21 protein-coding genes are annotated in these 24,340 nt (G+C 65.0%); 2 read left to right on the top strand and 19 right to left on the bottom strand.

The window, feature by feature from the left end; translation table 11 throughout:
- Positions 1–8 precede the first annotated feature (8 nt).
- The 19 genes from ACOGJC_RS12960 to ACOGJC_RS12870 form a co-directional block, all read right to left on the bottom strand.
- Complete coding sequence (locus tag ACOGJC_RS12960; RefSeq protein ID WP_419845414.1) at positions 9–2,453, bottom strand: efflux RND transporter permease subunit; 2,445 nt, start codon at positions 2,451–2,453, stop codon at positions 9–11.
- The gene (locus ACOGJC_RS12955) at positions 2,450–3,583 is read right to left on the bottom strand and encodes an epoxide hydrolase family protein (RefSeq protein ID WP_419845413.1); all 1,134 of its coding nucleotides are present in this window, start codon (positions 3,581–3,583) and stop codon (positions 2,450–2,452) included. Before ACOGJC_RS12955 ends, ACOGJC_RS12960 begins: the two co-directional genes overlap by 4 nt.
- A 15-nt stretch (positions 3,584–3,598) precedes the next feature.
- Positions 3,599–4,453 (bottom strand): SDR family NAD(P)-dependent oxidoreductase, encoded by an 855-nt coding sequence (locus ACOGJC_RS12950; protein ID WP_419845412.1) that lies wholly within the window; start codon positions 4,451–4,453, stop codon positions 3,599–3,601.
- Complete coding sequence (locus ACOGJC_RS12945; protein WP_419848239.1) at positions 4,450–5,502, bottom strand: cyclase family protein; 1,053 nt, start codon at positions 5,500–5,502, stop codon at positions 4,450–4,452. The genes ACOGJC_RS12950 and ACOGJC_RS12945 overlap by 4 nt, the downstream gene beginning before the upstream one ends.
- A gap of 56 nt (positions 5,503–5,558) precedes the next feature.
- The gene (locus ACOGJC_RS12940; protein ID WP_419845411.1) at positions 5,559–6,380 is read right to left on the bottom strand and encodes a TauD/TfdA dioxygenase family protein; all 822 of its coding nucleotides are present in this window, start codon (positions 6,378–6,380) and stop codon (positions 5,559–5,561) included.
- 11 nt (positions 6,381–6,391) lie between these two features.
- Positions 6,392–7,063 (bottom strand): GOLPH3/VPS74 family protein, encoded by a 672-nt coding sequence (locus ACOGJC_RS12935; RefSeq protein WP_419845410.1) that lies wholly within the window; start codon positions 7,061–7,063, stop codon positions 6,392–6,394.
- A gap of 66 nt (positions 7,064–7,129) precedes the next feature.
- Entirely contained in the window at positions 7,130–8,044 is a 915-nt protein-coding gene (locus tag ACOGJC_RS12930; protein WP_419845409.1) for an LLM class F420-dependent oxidoreductase, read from the bottom strand.
- Between the two features lie 33 nt (positions 8,045–8,077).
- A complete protein-coding gene (locus tag ACOGJC_RS12925) occupies positions 8,078–9,271 on the bottom strand; it encodes an ABC transporter substrate-binding protein (protein ID WP_419845408.1) in 1,194 nt (397 codons plus the stop codon).
- Between the two features lie 92 nt (positions 9,272–9,363).
- Positions 9,364–10,143, bottom strand: coding sequence for an ABC transporter permease (locus ACOGJC_RS12920; RefSeq protein ID WP_419845407.1), 780 nt, complete (start codon positions 10,141–10,143; stop codon positions 9,364–9,366).
- The gene (locus tag ACOGJC_RS12915; RefSeq protein ID WP_419845406.1) at positions 10,140–10,961 is read right to left on the bottom strand and encodes an ABC transporter ATP-binding protein; all 822 of its coding nucleotides are present in this window, start codon (positions 10,959–10,961) and stop codon (positions 10,140–10,142) included. Before ACOGJC_RS12915 ends, ACOGJC_RS12920 begins: the two co-directional genes overlap by 4 nt.
- The gene (locus ACOGJC_RS12910; protein ID WP_419845405.1) at positions 10,958–11,935 is read right to left on the bottom strand and encodes an ABC transporter permease; all 978 of its coding nucleotides are present in this window, start codon (positions 11,933–11,935) and stop codon (positions 10,958–10,960) included. The genes ACOGJC_RS12915 and ACOGJC_RS12910 overlap by 4 nt, the downstream gene beginning before the upstream one ends.
- Positions 11,936–11,947: 12 nt before the next feature.
- Positions 11,948–12,949 (bottom strand): TIGR03842 family LLM class F420-dependent oxidoreductase, encoded by a 1,002-nt coding sequence (locus ACOGJC_RS12905; protein WP_419845404.1) that lies wholly within the window; start codon positions 12,947–12,949, stop codon positions 11,948–11,950.
- A gap of 36 nt (positions 12,950–12,985) precedes the next feature.
- A complete protein-coding gene (locus ACOGJC_RS12900; protein WP_419845403.1) occupies positions 12,986–14,473 on the bottom strand; it encodes a CoA-acylating methylmalonate-semialdehyde dehydrogenase in 1,488 nt (495 codons plus the stop codon).
- Positions 14,474–14,495: 22 nt separating this feature from the next.
- The gene (hydA, locus tag ACOGJC_RS12895; protein WP_419845402.1) at positions 14,496–15,905 is read right to left on the bottom strand and encodes a dihydropyrimidinase; all 1,410 of its coding nucleotides are present in this window, start codon (positions 15,903–15,905) and stop codon (positions 14,496–14,498) included.
- 42 nt (positions 15,906–15,947) lie between these two features.
- Positions 15,948–17,246 carry an aspartate aminotransferase family protein gene (locus tag ACOGJC_RS12890; protein WP_419845401.1) on the bottom strand — a complete coding sequence of 433 codons (1,299 nt, stop codon included), beginning with the start codon at positions 17,244–17,246 and terminating at the stop codon, positions 15,948–15,950.
- Between the two features lie 10 nt (positions 17,247–17,256).
- Positions 17,257–18,099, bottom strand: coding sequence for a nitrilase-related carbon-nitrogen hydrolase (locus tag ACOGJC_RS12885; protein WP_419845400.1), 843 nt, complete (start codon positions 18,097–18,099; stop codon positions 17,257–17,259).
- A gap of 145 nt (positions 18,100–18,244) precedes the next feature.
- Positions 18,245–19,534 (bottom strand): aromatic ring-hydroxylating oxygenase subunit alpha, encoded by a 1,290-nt coding sequence (locus tag ACOGJC_RS12880; RefSeq protein ID WP_419845399.1) that lies wholly within the window; start codon positions 19,532–19,534, stop codon positions 18,245–18,247.
- A 13-nt stretch (positions 19,535–19,547) separates the two neighbouring features.
- Entirely contained in the window at positions 19,548–21,293 is a 1,746-nt protein-coding gene (locus tag ACOGJC_RS12875) for an N-acyl-D-amino-acid deacylase family protein (RefSeq protein WP_419845398.1), read from the bottom strand.
- Positions 21,294–21,345: 52 nt separating this feature from the next.
- On the bottom strand, positions 21,346–23,079 hold the full coding sequence (locus tag ACOGJC_RS12870; protein WP_419845397.1) for an N-acyl-D-amino-acid deacylase family protein: 1,734 nt from the start codon (positions 23,077–23,079) through the stop codon (positions 21,346–21,348).
- Positions 23,080–23,325: 246 nt separating this feature from the next.
- Here ACOGJC_RS12870 and ACOGJC_RS12865 point away from each other — a divergent pair, with 246 nt between their 5' ends.
- Positions 23,326–23,529, top strand: a complete 204-nt coding sequence (locus tag ACOGJC_RS12865) for an ArsC/Spx/MgsR family protein (protein WP_419845396.1) — start codon at positions 23,326–23,328, stop codon at positions 23,527–23,529.
- Between the two features lie 83 nt (positions 23,530–23,612).
- Positions 23,613–24,320, top strand: a complete 708-nt coding sequence (locus ACOGJC_RS12860) for an RDD family protein (protein WP_419845395.1) — start codon at positions 23,613–23,615, stop codon at positions 24,318–24,320.
- The last annotated feature ends 20 nt before the right edge of the window (positions 24,321–24,340 follow it).

The raw sequence follows: 24,340 nt of genomic DNA, 5'->3' as shown, positions 1-24,340 counted from the left end.
CAGCCTGCTCAGCCGGCGGCCTGACTGGATTGGCGCCAATCGTGGTAGGCGGCCCAGGTCACTAGCAAGGGGGGCAACACCACTATTGCGGCGATCAGGGAGTAGGACACTGTGATAGCGGTGAGCAGGCCGAACTGGCCCATGGGCGGTATCGGGCTGAACACCAGAACACCGAAGCCCAATGCAGTGGTCAGCGCAGAGCCGATGAGCGCGCCCCCGGTGGTGCGCATCGTTGTGCCGATGGCCTCGCCGATGGATTTGCCATGCTCCTCGCGCTCCTCGACGAATCGGTGGGTGATGTGGATGGTGTAGTCAACCCCGATGCCGATAGAGAGGGCGGTTATCAGCGCGGTGATCACGTTGTAGTCGAACCCGAGAAGCACCATGGTGCCCAGTACCCAGACCAGCACCAACAAGATGGGCAGCACCGACAGCACCGCCAGCATGGGTCGAAACTCAGTGATCCAGAAGAACAGCACGAGCACAACCAAGGCACCCACGATGGTGAGCGCAATCGAGGTGGCCTGGCTCTCGGTGAGGCTGTCTGTTACCTCCAGCGAGATTATCTCGCCGGCCACCGGCGTTATGTCATCGTCGTCGCCGAACCACAGGCCGTCGACATCGTCGAACAGGGCGCGGGTGCGCTCTGACTCGCCGGTGAGCGCGCTGAACTGGAGAATGGTGCGGTCGTCGCCGCCCTCGGGGCCCAGCGCCACCACCGAGTCGAACGCCGCGGGATCTTGCGATCTCATGAGCTCTAGCGACTGGTCGATGGCACTGCTCTCCACAATCAGCGGACTGCTGCGGTTCAGTTCGATATCGCTCGCGATCTGGGAAATCACGTCTGGCGGCAGCGAGATGAAGTAGGTGCCAAGCGACAAAGTGATGTCACTGCTGACCGCCTCGGGGCGTTGCAGGGGGTCTTCAATAGCCTCGGCGAAATCCAGCAGATTGCGGATGGTGCGGTCGTTGGAGAGATCCGACTCCACCAAAACGGTGACCGGCTCGCTGTTGCCCCCCAGGTGTTTGGACAGGAACTCGATGTCTTCTTTGCTCTCGGTGCCGTCGGGCAAGAAGTCGGAGGAGTTGAACGAAGTGCCCAGGCGGGTGGTCATGACTCCGAAGAACAGCGTGACTATGCCGGCCAGAACCAAGATGGCCGCCGGTTTTTTGACCGTGATTCCGCCAATGGCCTCCACCACCGGCCCCGCGCCCGGGATGGCCTGATCGATGGGGACGATCTTGGGCTGCTTTCCTTTGGCCTGGGCCCGCCGGTCCAGTATCGCCCGGGCGGCGGGCACCCCGGTGAGGAACACAACCAGCCCGCAGGCCACGCCCACGCCGGCGACCACCCCGAAATCGGCCAGCCCGGAAATTTCGCCAAACAGGTTGGTGAGGAAGCTGACAATTGTGGTGACCCCGGCAAGGCCCAAGGGCAGCATCACGAAGGCCACCGATTTCGACGTACCCTCAGACGGGCCGGCGCCTTCGGCCCTGATCTCGCGATAGCGCGACGTGCCCTGGATGCCATAGTCCACGCAGAGGCCGATGAGCATCACCGGCACCATCTGGGCCAACAGGCTGGGCGCCCCGATGAGGCCCAAACCATCAGGGCCGAGCAAGCCCTGAAAGCCCAATGCCCACACTATGGTGAGGATGAGCCCGACCAAGCTCAACAACACGTCGCTGACGTTGCGGTAGAACAGCACAAGCAGAACGGCGATCACCGCAAAGGCCAGAAGCATCAATATGGCCAGCGAGGAAGCCGATGAGTCGTTGGACTCCTTTTCGGTCTTGCCCGACGACAGGGTTCGGGCCGAATCAAGCCCGCCCAACTCCAGCGCTTGCACCACATCGTCGGCGGCCAGCTGCGCCTCGGCCAGGCCTTCTCTGTCGCCGTCGGCGTTCACCGTCACGACGCCGATGCCGCCCACCACCTGGCCGTTGTGGTCTCGGGCCACCAGATCGTCGAGGACTGCCACCAGGCCGGCGTTGGCCTCATCGGCCAGAGCGGCGTTGATCTCACCCTGAGACACCGATTTCAAGTTCACCGCTCTCGGATCGCCTCCGGGACCGGCGAGGATGGCCGACAATATGTGCCCCGGCGAGGTGGGAGGCCGGGCGGGGAACAAGTAGCGGGACAGTTCCGGTTGGGTGGCCGCCGTCGCGGTGGCGGCCACCGCGTCGGCCGCTCCGGCCGGGCTCAGCACGTCGCCCCGCAGCACTACCTGTACTGCCTCCAGCTCAGCAGACTCGGGAAAGCTCTCCGCCAGCTTGTTCTGGGCCGCCACCAGCTCGCTGCCGTCGGGCAGGAACGCCTCCGCATCATCGGCCATCTCCGCGGTCAGACTGAAACCCACCACCGCCACCACGGTGACAATCAGCACCGCCCCCAGCGCCATCCATGGTCGGTTGCCCACCCACCGTCCGTAGGCCGCGAAAAATCTGTTCACGATTGACCCAGCTCTCCAAACGTTGCGACCACGTCGTCGATGTACAGATCGGGGGCTTCGAGGGAGGCGAAGTGGCCGCCGCGGGGCATCTCTGTCCAGCGGACGATGTTGTACCAGTACTCCACCCACGGTCGGGCCGGGAAAATACCATCGCCGGGGAAGCGGGCGTAGGCGGTGGGCACCTCCACCTGCCTGTCGGGGGCCGATGCGCCTCGGCCGCCGATACGGGTCTCGTAGTAGAGGCGGTTGGCCGAGGCGATTGTGCCTGTCACCCAGTAGACCATCACGTTGGTCAACAGCTCGTCTTTGGTGAAGCTGGCCTCGATGTCGTTGTCGGGGCCGATGTCGCTCCACACCAGGAACTTCTCGACGATCCAGGCAGCCAGTCCGGCCGGGGAGTCGTTCAAGCCAACCGACAAGGTCTGTGGGCGGGTGGCCTGCTGCACCCGGTAGCCCCGTTCCGCCAGGTTGCGAGTCCGGCCTTCGGAAAGGGCTGCCCTCTCCTCATCAGTCAGGTCGCGCACTGATCCGGGCGGAGGCTCAGGCGCGATTATCAGGTTCAGATGGATGCCTGTGAGTCGTTCCGGGGCCTGGAGTGCCATCTGAGTGGTTACCATCGCCCCCCAGTCCCCGCCCTGGGCCCCGAATCGGTCATAGCCCAGCCGGCTCATCAGCTCCAGCGAGGCCGCGGCCATCCGCCGGGGCGTCCAACCCGGCTCAGAAGTAGGCCCAGAAAAGCCGTAGCCGGGCAGCGACGGGCACACCACGTGGAAGTGCTCCCGCAGCGGCTCGATCACCTTGGCAAACTCAGTGATCGAGCCGGGCCACCCATGGTGGATGACCAGGGCCATGGCGTCGGGGTTGCGGCAGCGGGCGTGGATGAAGTGGATCCGCTGGTTGTCGATGGTGGTGGTGTACTGGGGGAATAGGTTGAGTTGGGCCTCGACGGCCCTCCAGTCGTAGTCGTGGCGCCAGTACCGACACAGCTCCTTCAGATAATCCAGGTCGGTGCCCTCTTCCCACCCGGCTCCGGGCAGCGGGTCGAACCACCGGGTGGCGTCGAGGCGGCGGTGCAGGTCGTCGAGCACCTCATCAGGCACCTCGATGGCGAACGGTTTCACGGCGGTCATCGGTGGCTCCCCCGGCTAGCTGGTGCGGTCGTGGAGGGGGCCGGCGGGCAAGCTGCCGTCAACGTCGGTGAACCCGTAGGAATCGGCCATGTCCCGAGAGGTAACCGCCTGGCCGGTATAGCGAGACCGATCGGAGTCGATGGCCAGGGCGGTCACCGCCCGGCCAGTGAACCGGGACGATTCCGCCGCCGACAGGTCCAGGCTGGGCGGCAGCTCAACCCCAGCGTCGACGGCCATGTCGATGCGCTCGGTTCGCACAAAGCCGGGCCACACCGAGACCATCGACACCCCGGTGTCCCGGAGCTCGCGGGCACAGTCGGAGGTCATGCGATCGAGGGCGCATTTGCCCACGCCATAAGCCACATGCCAGGCGTATTCGGCCGCCCCCGACGAGCTGATGTTGGCAATCAGCCCATCGCCCTGGCCGATCATCACCGGGGTGGCCAGTACCGAGGCCACATAAGCCGACCGGGTACCCACGTCGATCATGTCGTCCCAGTTGGAGATGGGTACCTCCCAGAAGGGCAGCCCGGAGGTCAGCTCGTCGGTGACGATGAAGGCGTTATTCACCAGAACGTCCAATCGTCCGTGATCGGCAGCAATCTGGTCGAACACCGCCCGCACCGCGTCGTCGTCGCGGTGATCGCAGGCCACGGCGACCGCGGTGCCGCCGGCGGCAGTGATCTCCTCCGCGGTGGCCCCCACCGTGCCGGGCAGCGGGTGCTGGCCTGCGCCGGTCGTGCGTCCGGTGACATATACCGCGGCCCCGGCGGCGGCCAGCTCAATGGCACACCCCTTGCCGATGCCCCGACTGGCCCCGGTGACCAGGGCCACCTTCCCGGCCAAGGGCGATCCGTCGAGAATGCTCATGATGGTTCCTCCGGTGGGTTGTCACTGAGTGGATTGGCAATGGGTGGGTTGGCAATGGCCATGGGGGGCGACGAGCACGACGTTGACCCCTTTGCCCGGAACGGTGAGTGGCAGAACACAAACGTGTCCACCCCAGCAGCGGCTACTTCCTCGCAGCTCAGCGACTCACCCAGGCGGATGCCCTCTTTGACCAGCATGAGCTGATGGCCCGCCGACATCCACCCCTCAGTGGCCTCGAAGTCGTAGAAGCCCCACATCCAGCTGTCGGTGGATACCAGCGCCGGGCGGTGGGAGGCCAACCACTTGTTCTCCGCGATCCACGGACCGGGCGAACCGGCCAAGAATCGCTCGGGATCTTCCCGGGTGAGGCTGATCCACCCGGTGCGCAGGCACAAGGCGTCGCCCGGCTCGGGAGCGGGCAGCCCTTGGCGCTCGCAGGCGCCCTCGATCTGCTCGACGGTGATGCGGTGGCGGTCCATGAGCCGGGGCAACCCGGCTTGGTTCGTCTCCACATCGCCGGTGGTGGCAGCCACCTGGGCGGCCACGTCGATCATCAGGCCCCGGGTAAGCAGGGGCGCCCCCCACGAGGGAACGTCCATGGCGGTCACCCCGTCGGTGCGGGCCAAGTCAGTGCCCTGGTGGCCGTTGTAAAAGGTGCCGTCCACCGCCGCATGGGTGAATCCGTTGATCTTGGTGCTCATGTTGAAGGTGTATGACACCCGCTCCTCGGAGTAGCCCAACTTCGACGGTCCCAGCCCTTGAGTACCGCTGATGATCTCGCCTTCGAAGCCTTCGCCGGGTTCGTAACCCGCGATGACCAGCCGTTGAGCAAACTCCCGGGAGCTGTAGGCGGGATAGCCAGGCCAGATGCCGTCGCCCATCGAATAGGTGCGGATCGGCCTGGTCTGGTCTAGCAGCCCCAGGGCGTCGGCCCGCTTCTGCTCGTTGACCTCGTTGTAGGTGCCCAGCACGTCATCGGACCCATATTGGCTGGGCGCCCATGCCCCCGCGGCCGCCGCCTTTACGTCGAATTTCTCGTCGTCAAACATCACGGGCGCAGCCTAGCCACCATCATCAAGTTCGCTCAGATGTGAGTAGCGAGCGCTTAGGCAAAGGCCGAGACAGTTAGACGGGCCATCTCGCGGCGCTGGGGGTAGTGGTCGGCCACGGCAAAATGCTGAGTGCAGCGCTCGTCCCACAGAACCACGTCGCCCTCAGACCACTCGTAGCGGATCGTGTAGTTGGGCTGGGTGGCGTGCTCGTAGAGATAGTCGAGAACGGCGTCGCTCTCGGCCCGGTCGAATCCCACGAGATGGCTGGTGAAGTTCTTGTTGACGTTGAGAAAGCGGCGGCCGGTGTCGGGGTGCACGGCAATCACCGGCCGCTCGGCACCCGGGAATTGCTCCTTGGCCCGTTCGTACAAATCGACGCCCGCCTTGGACTTGAACGATTGGCCCGGCCCAATGTCGTGCCAGGCGGTAACCCCCTCGAGCCGGTCCCGCAAGGTCTCCGACAAGCCGTCGTAGGCGGCGTACATGCTGGCGAACAAGGTGTCGCCGCCCCGGGCCGGCATCTCTATGGCCCTCAGCGTTCCCAGTATCGGCGGGTCGGGGTCCCAGGTCACGTCGGTGTGCCATTTGTCTTGGAAGGGCGGGCGTTCCTCGTCGTCCACTATGCGCTCCACCTTGGCCTCAACCGCGCCGGCCACCCGGCCGATGGGGTGGATGTAGGGCCGACCCCATGGGGCCAGCAACTCCATCTGGTGGTCGTCTTCGATGGACTGGCCGGGAAACACCAGCACCAGATGCTCCAGCAGATGCTTGTACAGCTCGTCGCGCTCACCGTTGGCCAGCGGGTCTCGCAGGTCGATATCGACCACCCGAGCCCCGAGCACTCCCCCGAACGGTTCTACGGTCCACTCGGCCATTGTTCGACGCCCTAGAAGAACCCGCGGCCCTGAACGGCGGCGTTGGCCAGCCACACCTCGAAATCCTGAATCGACTGGGTCATGGCCTGCCCGATGAGATCGAGCTTGCGCACCTGCTCGATGCGGTCGGAGGCCTGCTCCAACTCCCGCTTGGAGAGCAGCTCCCCGAAAATGCCGCAGGCATGGGCCAAACAGATGATCACCACGTCGCGGGGGCTGGGGATCTCGTTGCTGAACAGCACTCCCATGATCCGCAGCTTCACCTCCCGCTCGGCGTGCCCGTCGACCGTCGGGTAGCGGCGAGACCGGAACACCCACAAGAAGCGGTCGTCCTCGCGCTCGAGGATGCCCCGCTCCACCAGGCGATCAAGCGTTTCCTCGCGGATCTCCGGTGCCAGGCGGGCCATCTGCTCCACCCAGTGGCGGGCGTCCTTCTCCTGACCCTCGACCCCGTGCCCTTCGGCAATCATGGCCAGCGTCGGGTCCAACAGGCTGTCGCCCACCGGGGTGTCATCAACCAGAATCAGGTGCTCCAAGTCGGTGTCGATCCGGTTCTCCATGGCCAGTTCCATGAGCACCGCACCGGCGATGGCCCGGTCCATAGACGACTGGGGCACGTTGACAAACTTCCCGTCGTCGTCGCGCAACAACAGGAGAACGATCTCCTCGACGAATCTCAACATGGGAATCCCCTTTCGGCCTCTGCGCGGCGACCGCCCAAAGCTCCCTCGACGAATCTCAACATGAGCCTAACGATAGGCGATGATTTCCTCACCGTATTGATGCAGGGCCTCAACAATTTGCGAGCGGGTATCGCCAGTGATGGCGGCGGCCATCGCGGTGACGCCTATGGCCGCTTGGGCGGCGATGTTCTCCCGATGGCGCTCGGCGTTCCAGCTCGGCGAGCCCACTGGCCCTACGTCGAGGTCCATGTACTTGATATCGATGGGTTCGGTACGGCCCACTGAAGCCGCGTGGTCGTGCAGATAGGCGATCATCTCGGCCAACTCGTCCAGGGTTTCCAGGTGGGCCGAGCGGCGGCGGGAGGCGAGGGCGGCCGGATTGGGCATGGGCATCCAACCTTGGGCCCTCTCGGCCACCCGTCGGCGGGAGAGTTTGGAGTTGCCCCCGATCCACACCGGCACGGGCGACTGAACCGGGGTAGGGAGACCGGTGCTGTCTGAGATGGTGAAGTTGAGCCCCTGGTAGTTCACCGTCTCACCCGACCAGATGAGCCGCATCACCTCCAGGCTCTCGTCGAACAGCAAATTACGTTGGTCGAAGTCCACCCCCACCGCCTCGAACTCCGAGTGGAGGTACCCCACACCGGCGCCGAGGATCACCCGGCCGCCGCTGAGCCGGTCTAGCGAGGCCACAGTCTTGGCCAGAATGGCCGGGTTGCGATAGGGCAGCGGGGTCAGGTTGGTGAGCAGCCGCAGCCGGGTGGTGCAACCGGCCGCCACTGCCAGCGCCACAAAGGGATCGAGCGCGTCGTGCCCCCCGCTGGCCAGCCAGGGGTCGCTGGGCAGGGGGTGCTCGGTGAGCGAGCAGGAGTCGAACCCCGCCGCCTCAGCCGCCCGAGCGAACTCGGAGACGGCCTCGGCGGTCAGGAATTCGGGGTTCTGCGGATGGGCCATCAGGGGAAAACCAAAGCTGAACTTCACAGCCCCAGTTTTCCCGATGGCTCGGTCAGTTGATCAATTGCCGCCCTCTTTGACCTCGACGGTGCGGCGGGCGAAGTCGTTGCCGTACACGTCGTGGCCCGCGGCTTCCAGATTGGCAACCGCTTCCTCGGCGATATCCCGCCGGAATGCACCGGCATCGGGAGCGGCTTGGAGGATGCCCTGGGACGTGGCCACGTCGATGGTCTGGTCATACAGGGCTTGGTCCATGATCCCGACCCCACCCGGTGATGGCCAGATGAGGGCGTTGATCTCGTTCATCATCCACGCCTGGTGCGCCGGACCGCCGAAGGGCGGAGAAGCGCCAACCACGATGTCGACGCACTCGTCGAAGTTGTCGCGGCAGTGGATCCAACCACGCAGCGACGCCTCCACAAAGCGCACCGCGATGTCGCGGTACTCCGCATCGGTTTCCAGCTTGTCGGCGTCGGCCCAGATGGCGTCTTGCAGCATGGCCGTGCCCACGTCGTTCCAGTCGATGACCGAGAAGTCCTCGGGCTGGAACAGCTCGCCGGTGTCGGGATTGATGGTCTCGAGCACCTGGGCGTACTCGTTGTAGATCATCGCCTGAGCGGCGTCGATGTCGCCGTTGATGAGCGCGGTCATGTTGAAGTCCTGCTGCACCAAGGTGACATCGCTCTGCGGGTCGAGGCCCACGCTGACGAGGCCGGCCAAGAGCTCGAACTCGTTGCCGAAGCCCCAGTTGCCCACCAGCTTGCCCTCCAGGTCGGACGGGCCGGTGATGCCGGCGTCAACGAACGACACCTGCAAGGTGCCGCTGCGCTGGAAGACCTGGGCAATGTTGGTGATGTTCAGGCCCTCCTCACGGGGCACCAGCCCCCGCGGCACCCAGGAGATGGCGAAGTCGGCTCCTCCGGAGTCCAGAACCGTGGCCGGCACGATGTCGAGGCCACCGTCGATGATGGTCACATCCAGGCCTACGTCCTCGTAGAACCCGAGATCGCGAGCGGCAAAGAAGCCGGCGAACTGCGACTGCGGGACCCACTGGAGCTGTAGCGACACCTCTTGCAGCTCAACTGGTTCCGGCTCAGGCGCCTCCGTTGGCTCGGGCTCCGGTTCGGGCGCCGCCGGCGCCTCGGTGGCCGGTGCAGGCGCGGGCTCGCTCACATCATCGTCGTCGTTGCCGCACGAGGCGGCCACCACGACGAAGGCGAGAAGCAGGGCAAGCAACCGCCAGATCCCCCTCATGTGAATGTTCCCTTTATTCATGTTTCACCACTGATCTGCTGATCATTCCTTTCTGGTGAGCGAATTGCCCGGAGGCAACCCGCGGTTTGCGGTCATCGGTCGTCACTTTGGGCGCGGATGAGCGAGCTCCACGGCATAGCCACCCGCTCCAGCACTATGACGGCGAAATACAGCACGGCCCCGATAGCGGTGCCGGCCAGCACCGCTGCCCAGGCGTCGTCGTATCGGGTGAGGCCTGCCGATTGCGTGATCATCGGGCCGAGGGCGTCTTGTCGGCCGCCGAAGTACTCAGCGACGATGGCGGCGATCACCGCCAGCGACGCGGCCAGCTTCAGCGCGGTGAAAAAGAACGGCATGGCATTGGGAATCCGAACCTCGCGGGTGATGCGCGACCGGCTGGCCGCGTACGACTCCATGAGCTCGATCTGGCTTCGGTCCACCTGGCTGAGTCCCCGGGTGGTGTTGATGAAGATCGGGAAGAACACCAGCGCCACCACGATGGCCTGGTTGGAGCGGGGCGAGGTGAGTCCGAACCAGTTGTTGAAGATCGGGGCCAGCGCGATGATCGGAATGGCGTTGACGGCTACGGCCAGCGGGGTGATGGTCTCGTTCGCGGTCCTGAACCGGGTCACCAGCAAGGCGGCGAGGGCGCCCAGGATGATGCCGGCTATCAACCCCGACACCGCCACGAAGCCGGTGATGCGGGCCCCCTGGAACACCGCATCCCAGTTGTCGATCAGCGCGCCGACGATCTCGCTCGGCGCTGGCAGCACGAACCCCTGGGGGTCGAGCAGGGCCAGTACCCCCTCCCACAGACCAAGCAGAACCACCCCGGTCACGATGGGGGCCGAGAACCCTTTCAGGGTGTTCACTCCTCCACCTTCCGCAGGGCAGTGCGCACCTCGGTGACCTTGGTGAAGAACGCCGGGTCGTCGCGGGTGGAGGCGTTGCGATCACCCAGGTCCACGTCGATGATCGAGGCAATCCCCCCCGGACGGGGCGACATCACAACCACCTGGGTGGACAGGTACACCGCCTCGGGAATCGAGTGGGTGACGAACACCACGGTGGTCTCGGTCTCCTCCCAGATCCGCAGCAGCTCGTCCTGCATGTGCTCGCGGGTCATCTCGTCGAGCGCCCCGAAAGGTTCGTCCATCAACAGCAGCGACGGGCTGAACGACAGCGCCCGGGCGATGGCCACCCGCTGCTGCATGCCGCCCGACAGCTCGGAGGGGTGGTGGCTGGCGAACTCGCTGAGCTTCACCATCTCCAGCATCTCGGCGGCCCGGCGCCGCCGGGCGCCCCTGGACCATCCCATCAGCTCCAGCGGGAGCTCGATGTTCTTGGTCACCGTGCGCCAGTCGAACAGCCCCGCGGTCTGGAAGGCCATGCCGTAGTCCCGGTCGAGGCGGGCCTGCTCTGCGGGCTTGCCGTTGACCTGCACCGTCCCGGTGGACGGGGGAATCAGAGATGCGACCAGTCGAAGCAGGGTGCTCTTGCCGCACCCCGACGGACCGATGAGCGTGATGAACTCCCCCGGTCCTACCGACAGGTCGATCTCGTCCAGAGCTTCCACCTGGTTGCTCTTGCCGGGGTTGAATACCTTGGTGGCCCCGCGGATGTCGATCACCAGCGAAGACGCCCCCTGAGCTGCGGACATGGCCTCGTCCATGGATGGAACCTCGCTCATGTCGTCGACTCCTGGGTCTGGTTGCCCACCACCATCCGCTCCACAGCAGTCACCACCAGGAACACGAAGATTCCCAGCACGGCGGCCCCCAGCACGCTGGCAAACAGGCGGTCGGGGCCGGTGGTGTAGTTGAACGCCTCGCGCAGGATCCGACGGCCGAGCCCTCCCTCGACTCCGGCGGATATCTCGCCCACAATGGCGCCCACGATGCTGGCCGTGGCCGCGATCTTGAGCGCGGCAAACAAGTACGGCAGCGACGCCGGCAGCCGCAGGCGCCACAGCGTCTGAAACCAGCTGGCGGCATAAGACTCCATCAGCTCCTTGTTCTCCAGCCGGGGGGATTGCAGCCCCCGCAGCCCGTTGACCGCCACCGGGAAGAATGTGAGGTAGGTAGCGATGACCGAGACCGACATCCAGTCCTGCCATTCCCACGGGAACACGTCGAAGTTCTTGCGCCCCCAGATCACGATGATGGGCGCGATGGCGATGAGCGGGATGGTCTGGCTGGCGATCACGTACGGGAGCAGGCCCTGTTCGAGCCGGCGCCACTGCGCCAGGGCCAAGGCGATGGCCATGCCGATCACCAGGCCCACCATGAAGCCGGCAAAGGCCTCCCGCAGAGTGAAGAGCGCCTCGTCGAACAGGATCTTCACGTAGATCTGGTCTCGGCCCCCGGGCGTCTCGCCGAATTGGCCGAAGATCTCGCCCACCGGGGGCATGTTCAGATCGTCGGTGCGGGGTAGAACCGATCCCACCACGGCCCATTCGTGCTGGGCGTCGTCTATGGACTGGCCGAACGCCTTATAGCCGGTGTACAGCCCGGCGAGCAGGCCCAGGAACACCACGAAGGTCACCGTCTGGCGAACTACCCGCACCACGGTGTCGCGGCGCTGCTCCTGGGCCGCTTGCTGCTTGATCCGGTGCTCCCGTACTAGGGGATCGTCCGTAGCAGCCATGGTGTCGGTGTTCGGCATACTGCTGCGTCCCTAACCGCTCATCGCCGGGATGATCCGCTGGCCGTACGCGTTGAGGGTCTCGTCTTTCTGGTCGTGCATGAGATAGATGGCGAACTGATCCACGCCCAGCGACTCCAACTCCCTCAGTCGGGCCAGGTGGGCGTCCTCATCGCCGAGGAGGCAGAACCGGTCGATGATCTCATCGGGCACGAAGTCGGTGTGCTCATGGCCGGCCTTGCCGTGCCCGCTGTAGTCGTAGCCCTCCCGTCCCGCGATGTAATCGGTGAGCGCCTGGGGCACGCCTACGCCCTGGTCGCCGTACCTGGCCACCAGATCGGCCACGTGGTTGCCCACCATGCCACCGAACCAGCGGCACTGCTCTCGCTGGTGCTCGATGTTGTCGCCCACATAGGCGGGCGCGGCCACGCAGATGTACAGGCTGTCGGGATCGCGGCCCGCCTCTTCGGCAGCCTGGCGGACGGCGCTGATAGTCCATTCGGCGATTGCGGGATCAGCCAGTTGGAGAATGAACCCGTCTGTCTCGCTTCCGCACAGGTGCAGCGCCTTGGGGCCATAGGCCGCCATCAGCACCTTGAGCTCCGATTCCCCGGCCCACGGGAAGTGCTGCTGGGTGTCGTTGTACTCGGTCTTGCGCCCTTCAGCCAGGTCTTTGATCACCCGCATGGCCTCACTCAGAGTGGCGAGGCTGCGGGGTTTGTGGCCAATTACCCGCATAGCGGAGTCGCCCCGGCCGATGCCGCACACCGTGCGATTGCCGAACATGTCGTTCAGCGTGGCGAAGAGCGACGCGGTGACCGTCCAGTCCCGGGTACCGGGGTTGGTGACCATGGGCCCGACGACCATTCGGTTGGTGGCCGAGAGCATCTGGCTGTAAATCACATAGGGCTCTTGCCACAAGACGTGGCTGTCGAAGGTCCAGCCGTAGTTGAAGCCGAGCGTCTCGGCCTGTTTGGCCAGCTCGACCACCCTCCATGCCGGAGGATCGGTTTGAAGCACAACGCCGAAATCCATCGCTACCCCCTCATCCAATTGCGCGGCCGCGAAATCTCACTCATTGGTCGGAAAGCCCAGGTCAACTGTGCTGGTGGAGGGATCGGGCCATCGGGCGGTCATGACCTTGGGCCTGGTGTAGAAGCGAATTCCCTCGGGGCCATACATGGTGGTGTCGCCAAAGAGCGAGTCCTTCCACCCGCCGAAGGAGTGGTAGCCCACCGGCACCGGGATGGGGACGTTGATACCCACCATTCCGGCGTCGGCGTCGGATTGGAATTGGCGGGCCGCCCCGCCGTCTCGGGTGAAGATGGCGGCCCCGTTGCCCCATGGGTTGTCGGCGATGAGCTGAACCGCTTCGGCGTAGGTGTCGCACCGCACCACGCTGAGCACCGGGCCGAAGATCTCGTCTTGGTAGGCGTCCATGTCGGTGGTGACGTTGTCGAGCAGCGACACGCCGAGAAAGAAGCCGTCGTTGTCAAAGCGGGTGTCGCGGCCATCAACCACCACGGTTGCCCCTTGTTCGGCAGCGGAGCCGATATAACCGGCGACCCGGTCGCGGTGCTCACGGGTGATCAACGGCCCCATATCCGATGCCGAATCGGTGCCATCGCCGATGACCAGCTTCTCCATGCGGAGCTTGATGGCCTCCACTAGCGGGTCGGCCACATCGCCCACCGCGGCCACCACCGAGATGGCCATGCAGCGCTCACCGGCTGAGCCGTAGGCCGCCGATACCGCCGAATCCGCGGCCAGTTCAATATCGGCATCGGGCAAAACCACCATGTGGTTCTTGGCCCCACCCAGTGCCTGTACCCGCTTGCCGTGCGAAGTCCCGGTGGCGTACACGTAGCGGGCAATGGGTGTGGACCCCACAAAACTGGCCGCCTTCACATCGGGGTGCTCCAACAGCCGGTCCACCGCCACCTTGTCGCCGTTCACCAGGTTCAGCACCCCCGGAGGGAAGCCCGCTTCTTGGAACAGCTCGGCGATGAACATCGGGGCCGACGGGTCGCGCTCCGAGGGCTTGAGCACGAATGTGTTTCCGCAGGCGATCGCATTGGGCGCCATCCACATGGGAACCATGGCCGGGAAGTTGAACGGCGTGATCCCGGCTACCACACCGAGCGGGCGGCGCACGGTGTAGACGTCGATTCCGGTGGATGCCGCCTCGTTGTGGCTTCCCTTGAGATGCTCGGCGAGACCGCAGGCGAACTCGATGTTGTCGATGGCCCGAGCCACCTCGCCCAACGCATCACCGTGAACTTTGCCGTGCTCGGCAGTGAGGCGCCTGGCGACGTCGGTGGCGTTGTCCACCACCAAGTTCCGGAAGGCGAACATCAAGGTGGTGCGCCGGGCAACCGACACGTTTGACCATTCTTCGAAGGCGGCCCGCGACGAAGCCACCGCGGCATCCACCTCATCGGCCGACGCCAGCGACAGCCGGCCAGTCTGTTCGCCGCTGGCCGGGTTGAAGATCGGAGACGTCCTCCCCGAGGTGCCAGCCACGGATTGGCCGTCGATTAAATGATGGATTTGACGCATTCCCCCTCCGATAATCCAGGTTCTAGATCAGATATGAGCTGAGGCCGCGGCGCAGGTATTGCCCGTCGCCCTTGGAGCCCAGGTACTGGTTGTTGTCGATGATGATCCGGCCCCTCGACAACACGGTGTCGACGTGGCCGCTGACCTTGATCCCCTCATAGGCCGAGTGGTCGATGTTCATGTGGTGGTTCTCCACGCTGATGGTCCAGGTTGCCTGGGGGTCGTAGATCACCACGTCGGCGTCGGAACCGGGCTGGATGATGCCCTTGCGGGGATAGAGGCCCATCATGCGGGCCGGGGTGGTAGAGCACAGCTCCACCCAGCGGGGCAGGTTGATCTCCCCGGAGGCCACCCCCGTATAGATCAGGTCCATCCGGTGTTCGACGGTGCCTATGCCGTTGGGTATGGCCCGGAAGTCGCCCACGCCCAGTTCCTTCTGCTCCTTCATGCAGAACGGGCAGTGGTCGGTGGACACCACGGCCAAGTCGTTGGTGCGCAAGCCCTTCCACAGCTCGTCTTGATGGTGGTGATGGTGGGAGCGAATCGGAGTCGAGCACACATAGGCCGCCCCATCCCAGCCCTGGTCCAGATGCTCTTCGAGGCTGAAGTACAGGTATTGCGGACAGGTCTCGGCGAACACGTTGGCGCCGTTGTTGCGGGCGATGGCCACCTGCTCCAGCGCCTCTTTGGCCGAGAGGTGCACGATGTACAGAGGGGCGACGCCCACCTTGGCCAGCTGGATGGCCCGGTGGGTGGCCTCCGACTCGAATTCGGCCCGGCGCACGTATCCGTGGTTCACCGGGTCGGTCTCCCCCCGCTCGTAGGCCTGCTCGGCCAGCACGTCGATAGCGATCCCGTTCTCGGCGTGCATCATCATGAGCCCACCGTTGCCGGCGCACTGCTGCATGGCCCGCAGGATCTGGCCGTCGTCGCTGTAGAAGACGCCGGGATAGGCCATGAAGAGCTTGAAGCTGGTGACCCCCTCGTTCACCAGCAGGTCCATCTCTTTGAGGGCGGCGTCGGTGACGTCGCCGATGATCATGTGGAAGCCGTAGTCGATGGCGCAGCGGCCCTCGGCCTGCTCCATGCGGGCGTCGAAGCACTCGCGCACGTCGAGCCCGTAGCTCTGGGTGGCGAAGTCCACGATGGTGGTGGTGCCGCCCCAGGCCGCGGCCCGGGTGCCGGTTTCGAAGTCGTCGGACGCGATGGTGCCGCCGAAGGGCAGCTCCATGTGGGTGTGCACGTCCACCCCTCCGGGCACGACCAGCTTGCCGGTGGCATCGATCACCCGGTCGGCCCCGTTCTCGGCTGACAGGGCCAGCTCCGATCCCGGTTGCAGCACGGCAACGATGACCTCGCCGTCGATCAGGACTTCGGCCGGATCAGCTCCGGTCGAGCTCACCACCGTGCCGTTCTTGATCAAAATGGTCATGGTTTCTGCCCCCTATTCGTCCTCGATGAAAGTGGTCATGCCTCAAACCTGCTTGTCGATTTCCTCGATGGTCTCGAGAATGGCGGTCACGCCCTCGTCGATCTCCTTCTCGGTCACATCCAGCATCGGCGTGATCCGCAGGGCGTTTCCGTACAGCCCGCCCTTGCCCACTAGCAGTCCTCTGCGCTTGCACCCTTCCAGCAATTCGCCGGCTCGGGCGGCGTCGGGCTGAATGGAACCGGGCTCCACGATCTCGATGGCCTGCATCAGACCCCGGCCTCGCAACTCAACAATCCACGGCGTGCGATCGACCACCGGCTGCACAGCGTCGGCCAGCCGCTTGCCCATGCGCAGGGCGTTGCCCTGGAGGTCGTTTTCCCGCACATAGTTCAACGTGGCCAGCCCCGCGGCCGTCGACAGCGGGTTTCCGCCGAACGTGGAGAAGCTCAGGGCCTTGATGGTGTCCATGATCTCGGCTCGGGCCACGATGCCCGCCAGCGTGATCCCGTTGCCCACGCCCTTGGCGAAGGTGAGCATGTCGGGGACGATGTCGTGGGCCTGGTAGCCCCAGAAGTGCTCTCCGGTGCGCCCCCAGCCGGTTTGCACCTCGTCGGTTACAAAGAGGATTCCCCGGTTGGCCAGCACCTTGTGCATCGAACCGAAAAAGCCGTCCGGAGGGGTGGCGAACCCGCCGACTCCCTGAATGGGCTCGGCGATGAGGCAGGCCGCCGACCCGGTGGTCATCATGTCGAGGACTTGGCGAAGATCGTCGGTGCAGGCCTCGGTGAACTCGTCGTCGTCCAGATGCCGAAATGGACTGCGCAGCTGATACGCCCCGTGGACGAAGTTCACCGAGAGGCCCGACAGCGCGGTCGACGACCATGACGAGTGCGAGGTGATGGCCTGGGCGGTAAACGACCGGCCGTGGTAGCTGTTGCGCATGGCCAGTACTTCGTTGGACTTTCGGTAGCTGGTGGCCAGCAAGATGGCGGTGTCGTTGGCCTCACTCCCGGAGGTGGTGAAGAACACCCGGGCGTCGGGAATGCCGCTGATGGCCGCGATCTCCTCGGCCAGCTCGATCATCGGTTCGCACAGGTACAGCGTGGAGGTGTGCAGCACCTTGGTCGCCTGCTCTTGTATGGCCGAGGTGACCGCCGGATTGTTGTGTCCCACCATGGTGGTGAGCACGCCGCCGAAGAAGTCGAGGTACCGGTTTCCCTCGACATCCCACACATAGCTTCCTTGACCGCGCTCGATGCTGATGGGCTCGGTGTAGAGCGGCTTGACGTAGGAGGGAAGAATTGCCTGATAGCGCTGGTGGAGCTCGGCGTTGGTGGTCACGGAACCTGGCCTATGCCTCGGTGAGCGGTCCGTACATGTCGGGGCGGCGATCGCGGTAGAAGGCCCACAGGGCGCGGGTCTCATCGATCATGGCCAGATCAAGGTCGCGAATCACCAGCTCCTCTTCTTGGTCTGACGCTGGATCCTCGACAAATTGGCCCCGGGGATTGGCGAAATACGACGTGCCATAGAAGTCGTTGTCGCCGAGAGGCTCGATGCCCACGCGGTTGATGGCTCCGACGAAGTACATGTTGGCCGCGGCCGACGCGGTCTGCTCAAGCTTCCACAGATAAGCCGACAGGCCCCGGCTGGTGGCTGAGGGGTTGAACACCACCTGAGCGCCATTGATGCCCAGCGCCCGCCAACCCTCGGGGAAATGGCGGTCGTAACAGATATAGACCCCGACTCTTCCCACGGCAGTGTCGAACACCGGGTAGCCGAGGTTGCCGGGGCGGAAGTAGAACTTTTCCCAGAAGCCCTTCACTTGGGGAATGTGGGTCTTGCGGTACTTGCCCAAGTAGGAGCCGTCGGCATCGATGACTGCTGCGGTGTTGTAGAGGAACCCCGGTTGCTCCTCCTCATACATCGGCAGCACCAACACCATGCCGTGCTTGGCGGCGATCTCCTGGAACCGCTTGGTGGTGGGACCGTCGGGGATGGCTTCGGCGTAGCTGTAGTAATCGGCTTCTTGCACCTGGCAGAAGTAGGGGCCGTTGAATAGCTCCTGGAAGCACATCACCTGCGTTCCTGCGGCCGCGGCCTCGGCCACATACTTCTCGTGCTGCTCGACCATGGACTCCTGGTCGCCGGTCCACGCGGCTTGCACGATTGCCGCCCTGACAACATCCGACATGAGGCGCCTCCCAAGCTCATTTGTATCGCCATCGAGAGCCAAAAACCCGATGGCGCTGACTTAAGGAATAAACCTCCGATTATTGTCGATGCAGACCCCCTTCCGCCAGAGCCTCTTGCTCTACCTGCGGTTATAGGTGGGATTTCTACTCGGAAGAACCCCTGCCGGCCGGGGCCAGAACCCGGTCGAGCTCGGCGTGCATGTTGACGAGGCGGCAGTCGAAATCCCCCAGCACAAGCTCGTCAATGCCGTCGGAGGCCATCCCAGCCTGCACCCGCCCGATGCCGTCGAGGTCTTGGTTCACCACTTCGGCGATGACCGTCCCCTCGGGGAAGTGGATCATCTCGGGGGGCGGGCCTGATCCTGCTCGATCCCCGAGCCGATGGAATAGCCAGAAGTCGAAGTGCGAGTGCCCGGCGTGGTCGCCGGGACGAGCCCGAAAGATGGTGTACATGTCACTGTGCACGTTCAACACCACGTTGGGGAACACCAGATAGTGGTAGTCGTCGAGGATCTGCTCGTCGGTGTAGTGGCTGAAGTCCACCCCCTCGGCGGCCGCTCGGTCTCGCACAAGACCCACTGCCCAGTCCCGGGCATTCCGGCCAGCCAGGTCCACATCGTCGCCAGGCTGGAGTCCCAGCATGGTGCTGTAGTTGTCCACGAAGGCTCGGGCCACCTCGTTTTGATCGGCCTCCGGAAATCGGGGAGAGCCGATCCCCAGAGGAATCTTCATCATGGAGTGGCCCCGGTCCCACAGCTCGTAGGTGGTGTTGAGCGCATCCATGAACCCCCGCAGGCCGGGATGCAGCCCCTCCAGGTGATAGGCCTCGTTGAAGGCGTCCACCGTGGTCTTCCAGTTGCCGGCCAGCGGGATGGTCCAGCAAACCGTCAGCTTGCGCTCACCAAGATTGAAGGGGGCCAGCGTGGCCGCCACCGGATCGAGAAACTCGTCAAGGTCGGGGCCGTCCGGAGATGGGTTGATGAACACCATCTGATGCCAAGTGCCCAACCGCACCGGAGCCAACGACAGGTTCTCGTTGGCCACCACCCCGAAGTGCTTGCGGTAGACGATCTCTTTGAGCGTGCCGTCCAGGCCGTAGCACCAGTCGTGGAACCCGCAGCGCAGCTCGTCGGCGTTCCCCTTGCCCTCGCACAGTTGGAATCCCCGGTGGCGGCAGGCGTTGTAAAACGCCCGCAGCTCGCCGTCGTGGCCTCGCACCACCAGGTAGCTCTGATCGCCGATGCGGTACTCGAACCAGTCGCCGGGCTCGGCCACGTCACTGGTCAAACAGGCCAGCTGCCAGGTGGATGGCCACAGCCGCTCCCGCTCCACCTCGGCATACTCCTCGTTGAGGTAGCGGCCTTTGGGTAACCGGGCCGGGGTGCCGTCGCCGTTTCCTGGGCGAATCTGATAGCGATCCAGGTCGATGCCCATGGCGATTCGGCTTCTATCGGGTGCCGCGCACCAACCGGCCGGGGCGGGCCCCGGTGTCGGTCCCGTTGCTGCGGGTCACCTCCCCAGCCACGACGGTGGCCACGTAGCCATCCGCCTGCTGGTCGAGGCGGCGGCCCCCGGCCGGCAAGTCGTGGACCACCCGGGGAGAGCGCAAGGTCAGCGCCTGATGGTCGATCACATTGGCGTCGGCCCGCTTGCCCACTTCCAGGGTGCCCCGGTCGTCCAGCCCGTACAGGGAGGCGGTGTCGTTGGTCTGCTTCTTCACCACCCACTCCAAGGGGAGCTGCTCGCCCCGGGTGCGGTCCCTGGTCCAGTGGGTGATCATGAAGGTGGGGATGGAGGCGTCGCAGATCATGCCGCAGTGAGCCCCGCCATCCGACAGCCCCGACACCCCGGCCGGATGCAGCAACTGCTCCCGGATTACGTCGTGGTTCTCCTCGACGTAGTTGAACATGGGCAGCATCATCAGAGCACGGCCATCGTCGGTAAGGCTGAGGTCGTACAGCATCTCAAACGGGTCCACGCCGCGGGCCTCGGCCATGGCGGTAACGGTGCGGTCGTGGGTGGGCTCGTAGTCGGGCGGGTCGCCGATCACATACAACTTGTGGATCATCGACGCCACCATGCTGGGCATCTGGTCGAACAGCACGGTCGGGTCGGGGGGTAGGTCGTCTTCGCCCAATATGGCGGCCCGGACCGACGGCTTGCGCAGCTCAGCCACCAGTTGATCGAAGGGCAGATGGGCCAGCGATGCGAACGTGGGCCGCTTGGCAAAGGCGTGGTTGGTTTGAAGCCCGATGAGCATCCCGAAGGGGCGACCAGCGATTTGGGGGTACATTCGGGCGCCCTCGTCAACCGCCCGAAGCGACTCATCCATCATCTCTCGCCACAAATCAGGAGCGGCCTCCAGTTGCAACAGAGCGAACGACACCGGCACGTCGAAGTGGGCCGACAGCCGGCGCATCCAGTCCATCTCCTTGGGCGGAGCCACTAGATCCAGTCCGGCCGCCCCCGCGGGAGCCAGCTCGAACACGCCGGAGCCGGCATCGGCCAGCGCCCGGCCCAGACCGAACAGCTCGTCCTCGGCGGCGAAAGTGCCCGGCACCGGTTCGCCGTCGATGGCCCGGTGGCCCAGCGTGCGGGACGTGGACACCCCCACCGCTCCGGCCTCGATGGCCTCGCGCACGATGGCGTACATGGCCTCGATGTCTTCAGGGGTGGCCGGCTCGTTCTTGGCCCCCCGCTCCCCCATCACGTAGCCCCGTACCGCGCCATGGGCCACCTGGGCGGCCACGTCGATGGCCAGCTCGCGCTGCTCGACAACGTCGAGGTACTCGGGGAAGCTCTCCCACCCCCAAGAGATGCCTTCTGAGAGGGCCGCTCCGGGGATGTCCTCCACGCCTTCCATCAGTTGGATGAGCCAGTCCTCTTTGCCGGGCTGCACCGGGGCGAACCCCACACCGCAGTTGCCCATCACTACCGTGGTCACGCCGTGGTTGGACGACGGCTGGAGCTTGTCATCCCAGGTGACCTGCCCGTCGTAGTGGGTATGGCAGTCCACGAAGCCCGGAGTCACCAGCAACCCGGTGGCGTCGATGGTCTTGGCCGCCTCGGGAGCCGGACCCCCGCTGCGGTCAACCACCGCCACCTTGCCGTCCTTTACGCCAATGTGGCCAACGAACTGGTCGGCACCAGTCCCGTCCACCACGGTTCCGTTGGCGATCACCAGATCCAGCACTGCTCTTCCTCCAAGTGTTGATGCTCTGCGTTTTGTTCTTGGTTTGCGGCCGCTAGCCCGGGGCTCCGGCTCGGAGCAGCTTGCCGGGGCGAGCCCCGGTGTCTTCACCGTTGCGGCGGGTCACCACTCCGCTGACCAGCGTAGCCACATACCCAGTGGCCCTCTGGTCGAAGCGCCGGCCCCCAGCGGGCAGGTCGGCCACCAGTTTGGGCGGGTGCAACGTCAGGTGCTCGTGGTCGATCACGTTGATGTCGGCCTTCATGCCCGGCTCCAGCGTGCCCCGATCGGTGAGGCCGAAGAGGCGGGCGGTGTCATGTGACTGCTTGCGCACCACATACTCCAAGGGGAGCTTCTCGCCCCGCTGGCGGTCTCGGGCCCAGAAGGTGAGCAACCACGTGGGCATGGAGGCGTCGCAGATCGCTCCGCAGTGGGCGCCGCCGTCGGAGAGCCCCGACACTCCCGAGGGATGCAGGAACATTTCCCGCACTGCGTCGGCGTTGCCGTGGCTGTAGTTCAGGAATGGGAACAGCAGCAGGGCCCGGCCGTCGTCCTCCAACAGAAGGTCGTAGAGCAGATCCTCGGTCTCCCGGCTTTGTGCCTCCGCAATGGCGGCTACTGACCGCTCGGGACCGGGCTCATAGTCGGGGGGATCGCCCAGCACGTAGATCCGGTGGAGTTGGGTGCCCATGTACTCGGCGAACTGGTTGGTAAACGAGCTCTCCTCCGACAAGATGGCCGCCTTGCGCTCGGGCCGGCGCAGCTCGGCCACCAGTTCTTCGATGGGCAGCTCGGCTATCTCGGCAAAGCTTGGCCGACTGCTGAAGGCGTGGTTGGTCTGAAGCCCGATCAGGATGCCGTTGCACCGAGGGGCGACCTGCGGGTGGAGCTGAGCGCCTTCGGCGACAGCATCGGCCGACAGGTCCATAATCTCCCGCCACAGCTCGGGGGCGGCGTCCACCTGCACCAGGGCGAAGGTGACCGGGCGGCCGGTGGCGGCCGACAGGCGGCGCATCCAGTCGACCTCCTTGTGGGGAGCGGCCAGGTCTTCGCCGATCACTCCGGCAGGGGCTAGCTCGTACAGGCCGTGGCCCACCTCGGTCAGCGCCTCGCCGATGCCGAACAGCTCGTCCTCAGCCGCGTAGGTACCGGGAACCGGCTCGCCGTCGATGGCCATGTGGGCGATGGTGCGGGACGTGGAGAATCCGAAGGCCCCGGCTCGCAGCGCCTCGGCCACGATCTCGCGCATCTGGGCGATGTCTTCTGGGGTGGCCGGCTCGTTCTTGGCCCCCCGCTCCCCCATGACGTAGGCCCGCACCGCGCCATGCGGTACCTGGCAGCCGATGTCGAGGGACAGGGGCTTGCGCTCTAGGGCGTCGAGGTACTCGGGGAAGGTCTCCCACTCCCAGGTAATGCCCTCCGACAGCGCAGCACCGGGGATGTCCTCCACCCCCTCCATGAGCTGGATGAGCCATTCCTCGGTGCCGGGACGCACCGGGGCGAACCCCACCCCGCAGTTGCCCATCATCACGGTAGTCACTCCGTGGTGGGCCGACGGCTCCAGGATCGGATCCCACGTCACTTGGCCGTCGTAGTGGGTGTGGCAGTCCACAAAACCGGGGGTCACCACCAGCCCGGCGGCGTCGATGATCTCGTTGCCCTCCAAGTCGGGGTTGCCGCCGGGGTAGACCCTTGTGATCCGGTCTCCGTCGATGGCCACATCCCCTGTGAACGGCTCACCCCCCGTGCCGTCCACAATCAAACCGCCCTTGATCACCAGGTCGTGCATGACGCCATGGTAGATGGTGCCGTACTCCCACCGCCGATCCGCGCCCCTAACAAATCGGTCAGAACAGAAGTACTCCCGGTACTGAGATAACGTCGGGGGATGGCCGAGATCGTCGTTTATCACAACCCCGGTTGAGGCAAGTCTCGGGGCGCGCTCGAGATTCTCGAGTCGCGGGGCGTCGAGTTCGACGTCGTCCAGTACCTCAAGACTCCGCTGAGCCGCGGCGACCTGGAGCGGTTCTTGGAGATGCTGCCCAACGAGCCCGCCGAGCTGATTCGAGAAGACAACCACTTCAAGCAACTCGGACTGAGTATCGGCGACTACCAGAGTGCCGACCAAGTGATCGAGTTGCTGCTGGAGCACCCCAAGCTGATGCAGCGCCCAGTGGTGGTACGCGGCGACCAGGCCGTGATCGCCCGCCCCTCAGAGTTGGTTGAAGAACTGCTATGAGAGTTGAGAGCGGCATGTCTCAGGCTGAGGCCCGAGCACGACAGCATTCTTCGTCGAGACGCCGGAGACCGCGTAAGACCCCGTTGGACACCGAGGAATTTCCCGAGGGCGCGACCATCGTGGACGGCCCCGACGGGAAGCCGTATCCGGTGGCCGCCGTATGGCGGCGGGTGTTGGCCCGGCTCATTGACGCTGTCACCGTTTTCTTCATCCAATGGATGCTCACCGTCATCCAGTTGCTGTGGTTCATGGACGACGTGTCCACCCGGTGGCAGCCCGATCCCTGGGGGCGGGCCACGGCCGCAGTGCTGGCCTACGTCTTCTTCCACTTCGTATACACGATGGTGTTCCTGCGCTGGAACGAGGGCCAGACCCCGGCCATGGACCTGTTGAACCTCCGGGCGGTGCGCACCAAAGACGGCAGCCACCTCGGTCTCGGCCGATGCGCGGCCCGTTGGCTGGTGGGCGGGGCTTCGTGGATCGTGCCGCCGGTGTTTATCGGCGGGCTGGTGGTCAACGCGGCCACCTATGTGACCGTCCCTGCCGACCGCCGCCGCCGCACGGTGTCGGACTGGCTGGCCGGAACCACCGTCATCGCCTACGACCGCGACAAAGAAGACCCCGACGGACAACTCGAGGAAGTGCTGGATGAGTTCGGCCAGCCGATGACGGTCCGCGAGCAGATTCGTCGCAAGTACGGCCTCTTCGGCGGCTTGACCGGGTTGGGCCGACGGCTCGGCGACCGGAATCGGGATGACCGCACATCACCGCGGGATTCCCAGAGGCTCTGAGATTGGCGTACCATGTCGGC

The sequence above is a fragment of the Candidatus Poriferisocius sp. genome, assembly GCF_965204015.1.
GTDB lineage: Bacteria > Actinomycetota > Acidimicrobiia > Acidimicrobiales > Bin134 > Poriferisocius.
Note: the sequence above shows the minus strand (reverse complement) of the source record. Positions and strands in the feature narration are given on the sequence as shown.

What these genes read in the sequence shown, in the direction of transcription:
- ACOGJC_RS12900 (WP_419845403.1), bottom strand. Translation starts at nt 14,473, where the DNA reads ATGCGTCAAATCCATCATTTAATCGACGGCCAATCCGTGGCTGGCACC.
- ACOGJC_RS12925 (WP_419845408.1), bottom strand. Translation starts at nt 9,271, where the DNA reads ATGAGGGGGATCTGGCGGTTGCTTGCCCTGCTTCTCGCCTTCGTCGTG.
- ACOGJC_RS12910 (WP_419845405.1), bottom strand. Translation starts at nt 11,935, where the DNA reads ATGCCGAACACCGACACCATGGCTGCTACGGACGATCCCCTAGTACGG.
- ACOGJC_RS12870 (WP_419845397.1), bottom strand. Translation starts at nt 23,079, where the DNA reads ATGCACGACCTGGTGATCAAGGGCGGTTTGATTGTGGACGGCACGGGG.
- ACOGJC_RS12950 (WP_419845412.1), bottom strand. Translation starts at nt 4,453, where the DNA reads ATGAGCATTCTCGACGGATCGCCCTTGGCCGGGAAGGTGGCCCTGGTC.
- ACOGJC_RS12955 (WP_419845413.1), bottom strand. Translation starts at nt 3,583, where the DNA reads ATGACCGCCGTGAAACCGTTCGCCATCGAGGTGCCTGATGAGGTGCTC.
- ACOGJC_RS12905 (WP_419845404.1), bottom strand. Translation starts at nt 12,949, where the DNA reads ATGGATTTCGGCGTTGTGCTTCAAACCGATCCTCCGGCATGGAGGGTG.
- ACOGJC_RS12865 (WP_419845396.1), top strand. Translation starts at nt 23,326, where the DNA reads ATGCTGCCCAACGAGCCCGCCGAGCTGATTCGAGAAGACAACCACTTC.
- ACOGJC_RS12945 (WP_419848239.1), bottom strand. Translation starts at nt 5,502, where the DNA reads ATGTTTGACGACGAGAAATTCGACGTAAAGGCGGCGGCCGCGGGGGCA.
- ACOGJC_RS12885 (WP_419845400.1), bottom strand. Translation starts at nt 18,099, where the DNA reads ATGTCGGATGTTGTCAGGGCGGCAATCGTGCAAGCCGCGTGGACCGGC.
- ACOGJC_RS12880 (WP_419845399.1), bottom strand. Translation starts at nt 19,534, where the DNA reads ATGGGCATCGACCTGGATCGCTATCAGATTCGCCCAGGAAACGGCGAC.
- ACOGJC_RS12915 (WP_419845406.1), bottom strand. Translation starts at nt 10,961, where the DNA reads ATGAGCGAGGTTCCATCCATGGACGAGGCCATGTCCGCAGCTCAGGGG.
- hydA (WP_419845402.1), bottom strand. Translation starts at nt 15,905, where the DNA reads ATGACCATTTTGATCAAGAACGGCACGGTGGTGAGCTCGACCGGAGCT.
- ACOGJC_RS12940 (WP_419845411.1), bottom strand. Translation starts at nt 6,380, where the DNA reads ATGGCCGAGTGGACCGTAGAACCGTTCGGGGGAGTGCTCGGGGCTCGG.
- ACOGJC_RS12935 (WP_419845410.1), bottom strand. Translation starts at nt 7,063, where the DNA reads ATGTTGAGATTCGTCGAGGAGATCGTTCTCCTGTTGTTGCGCGACGAC.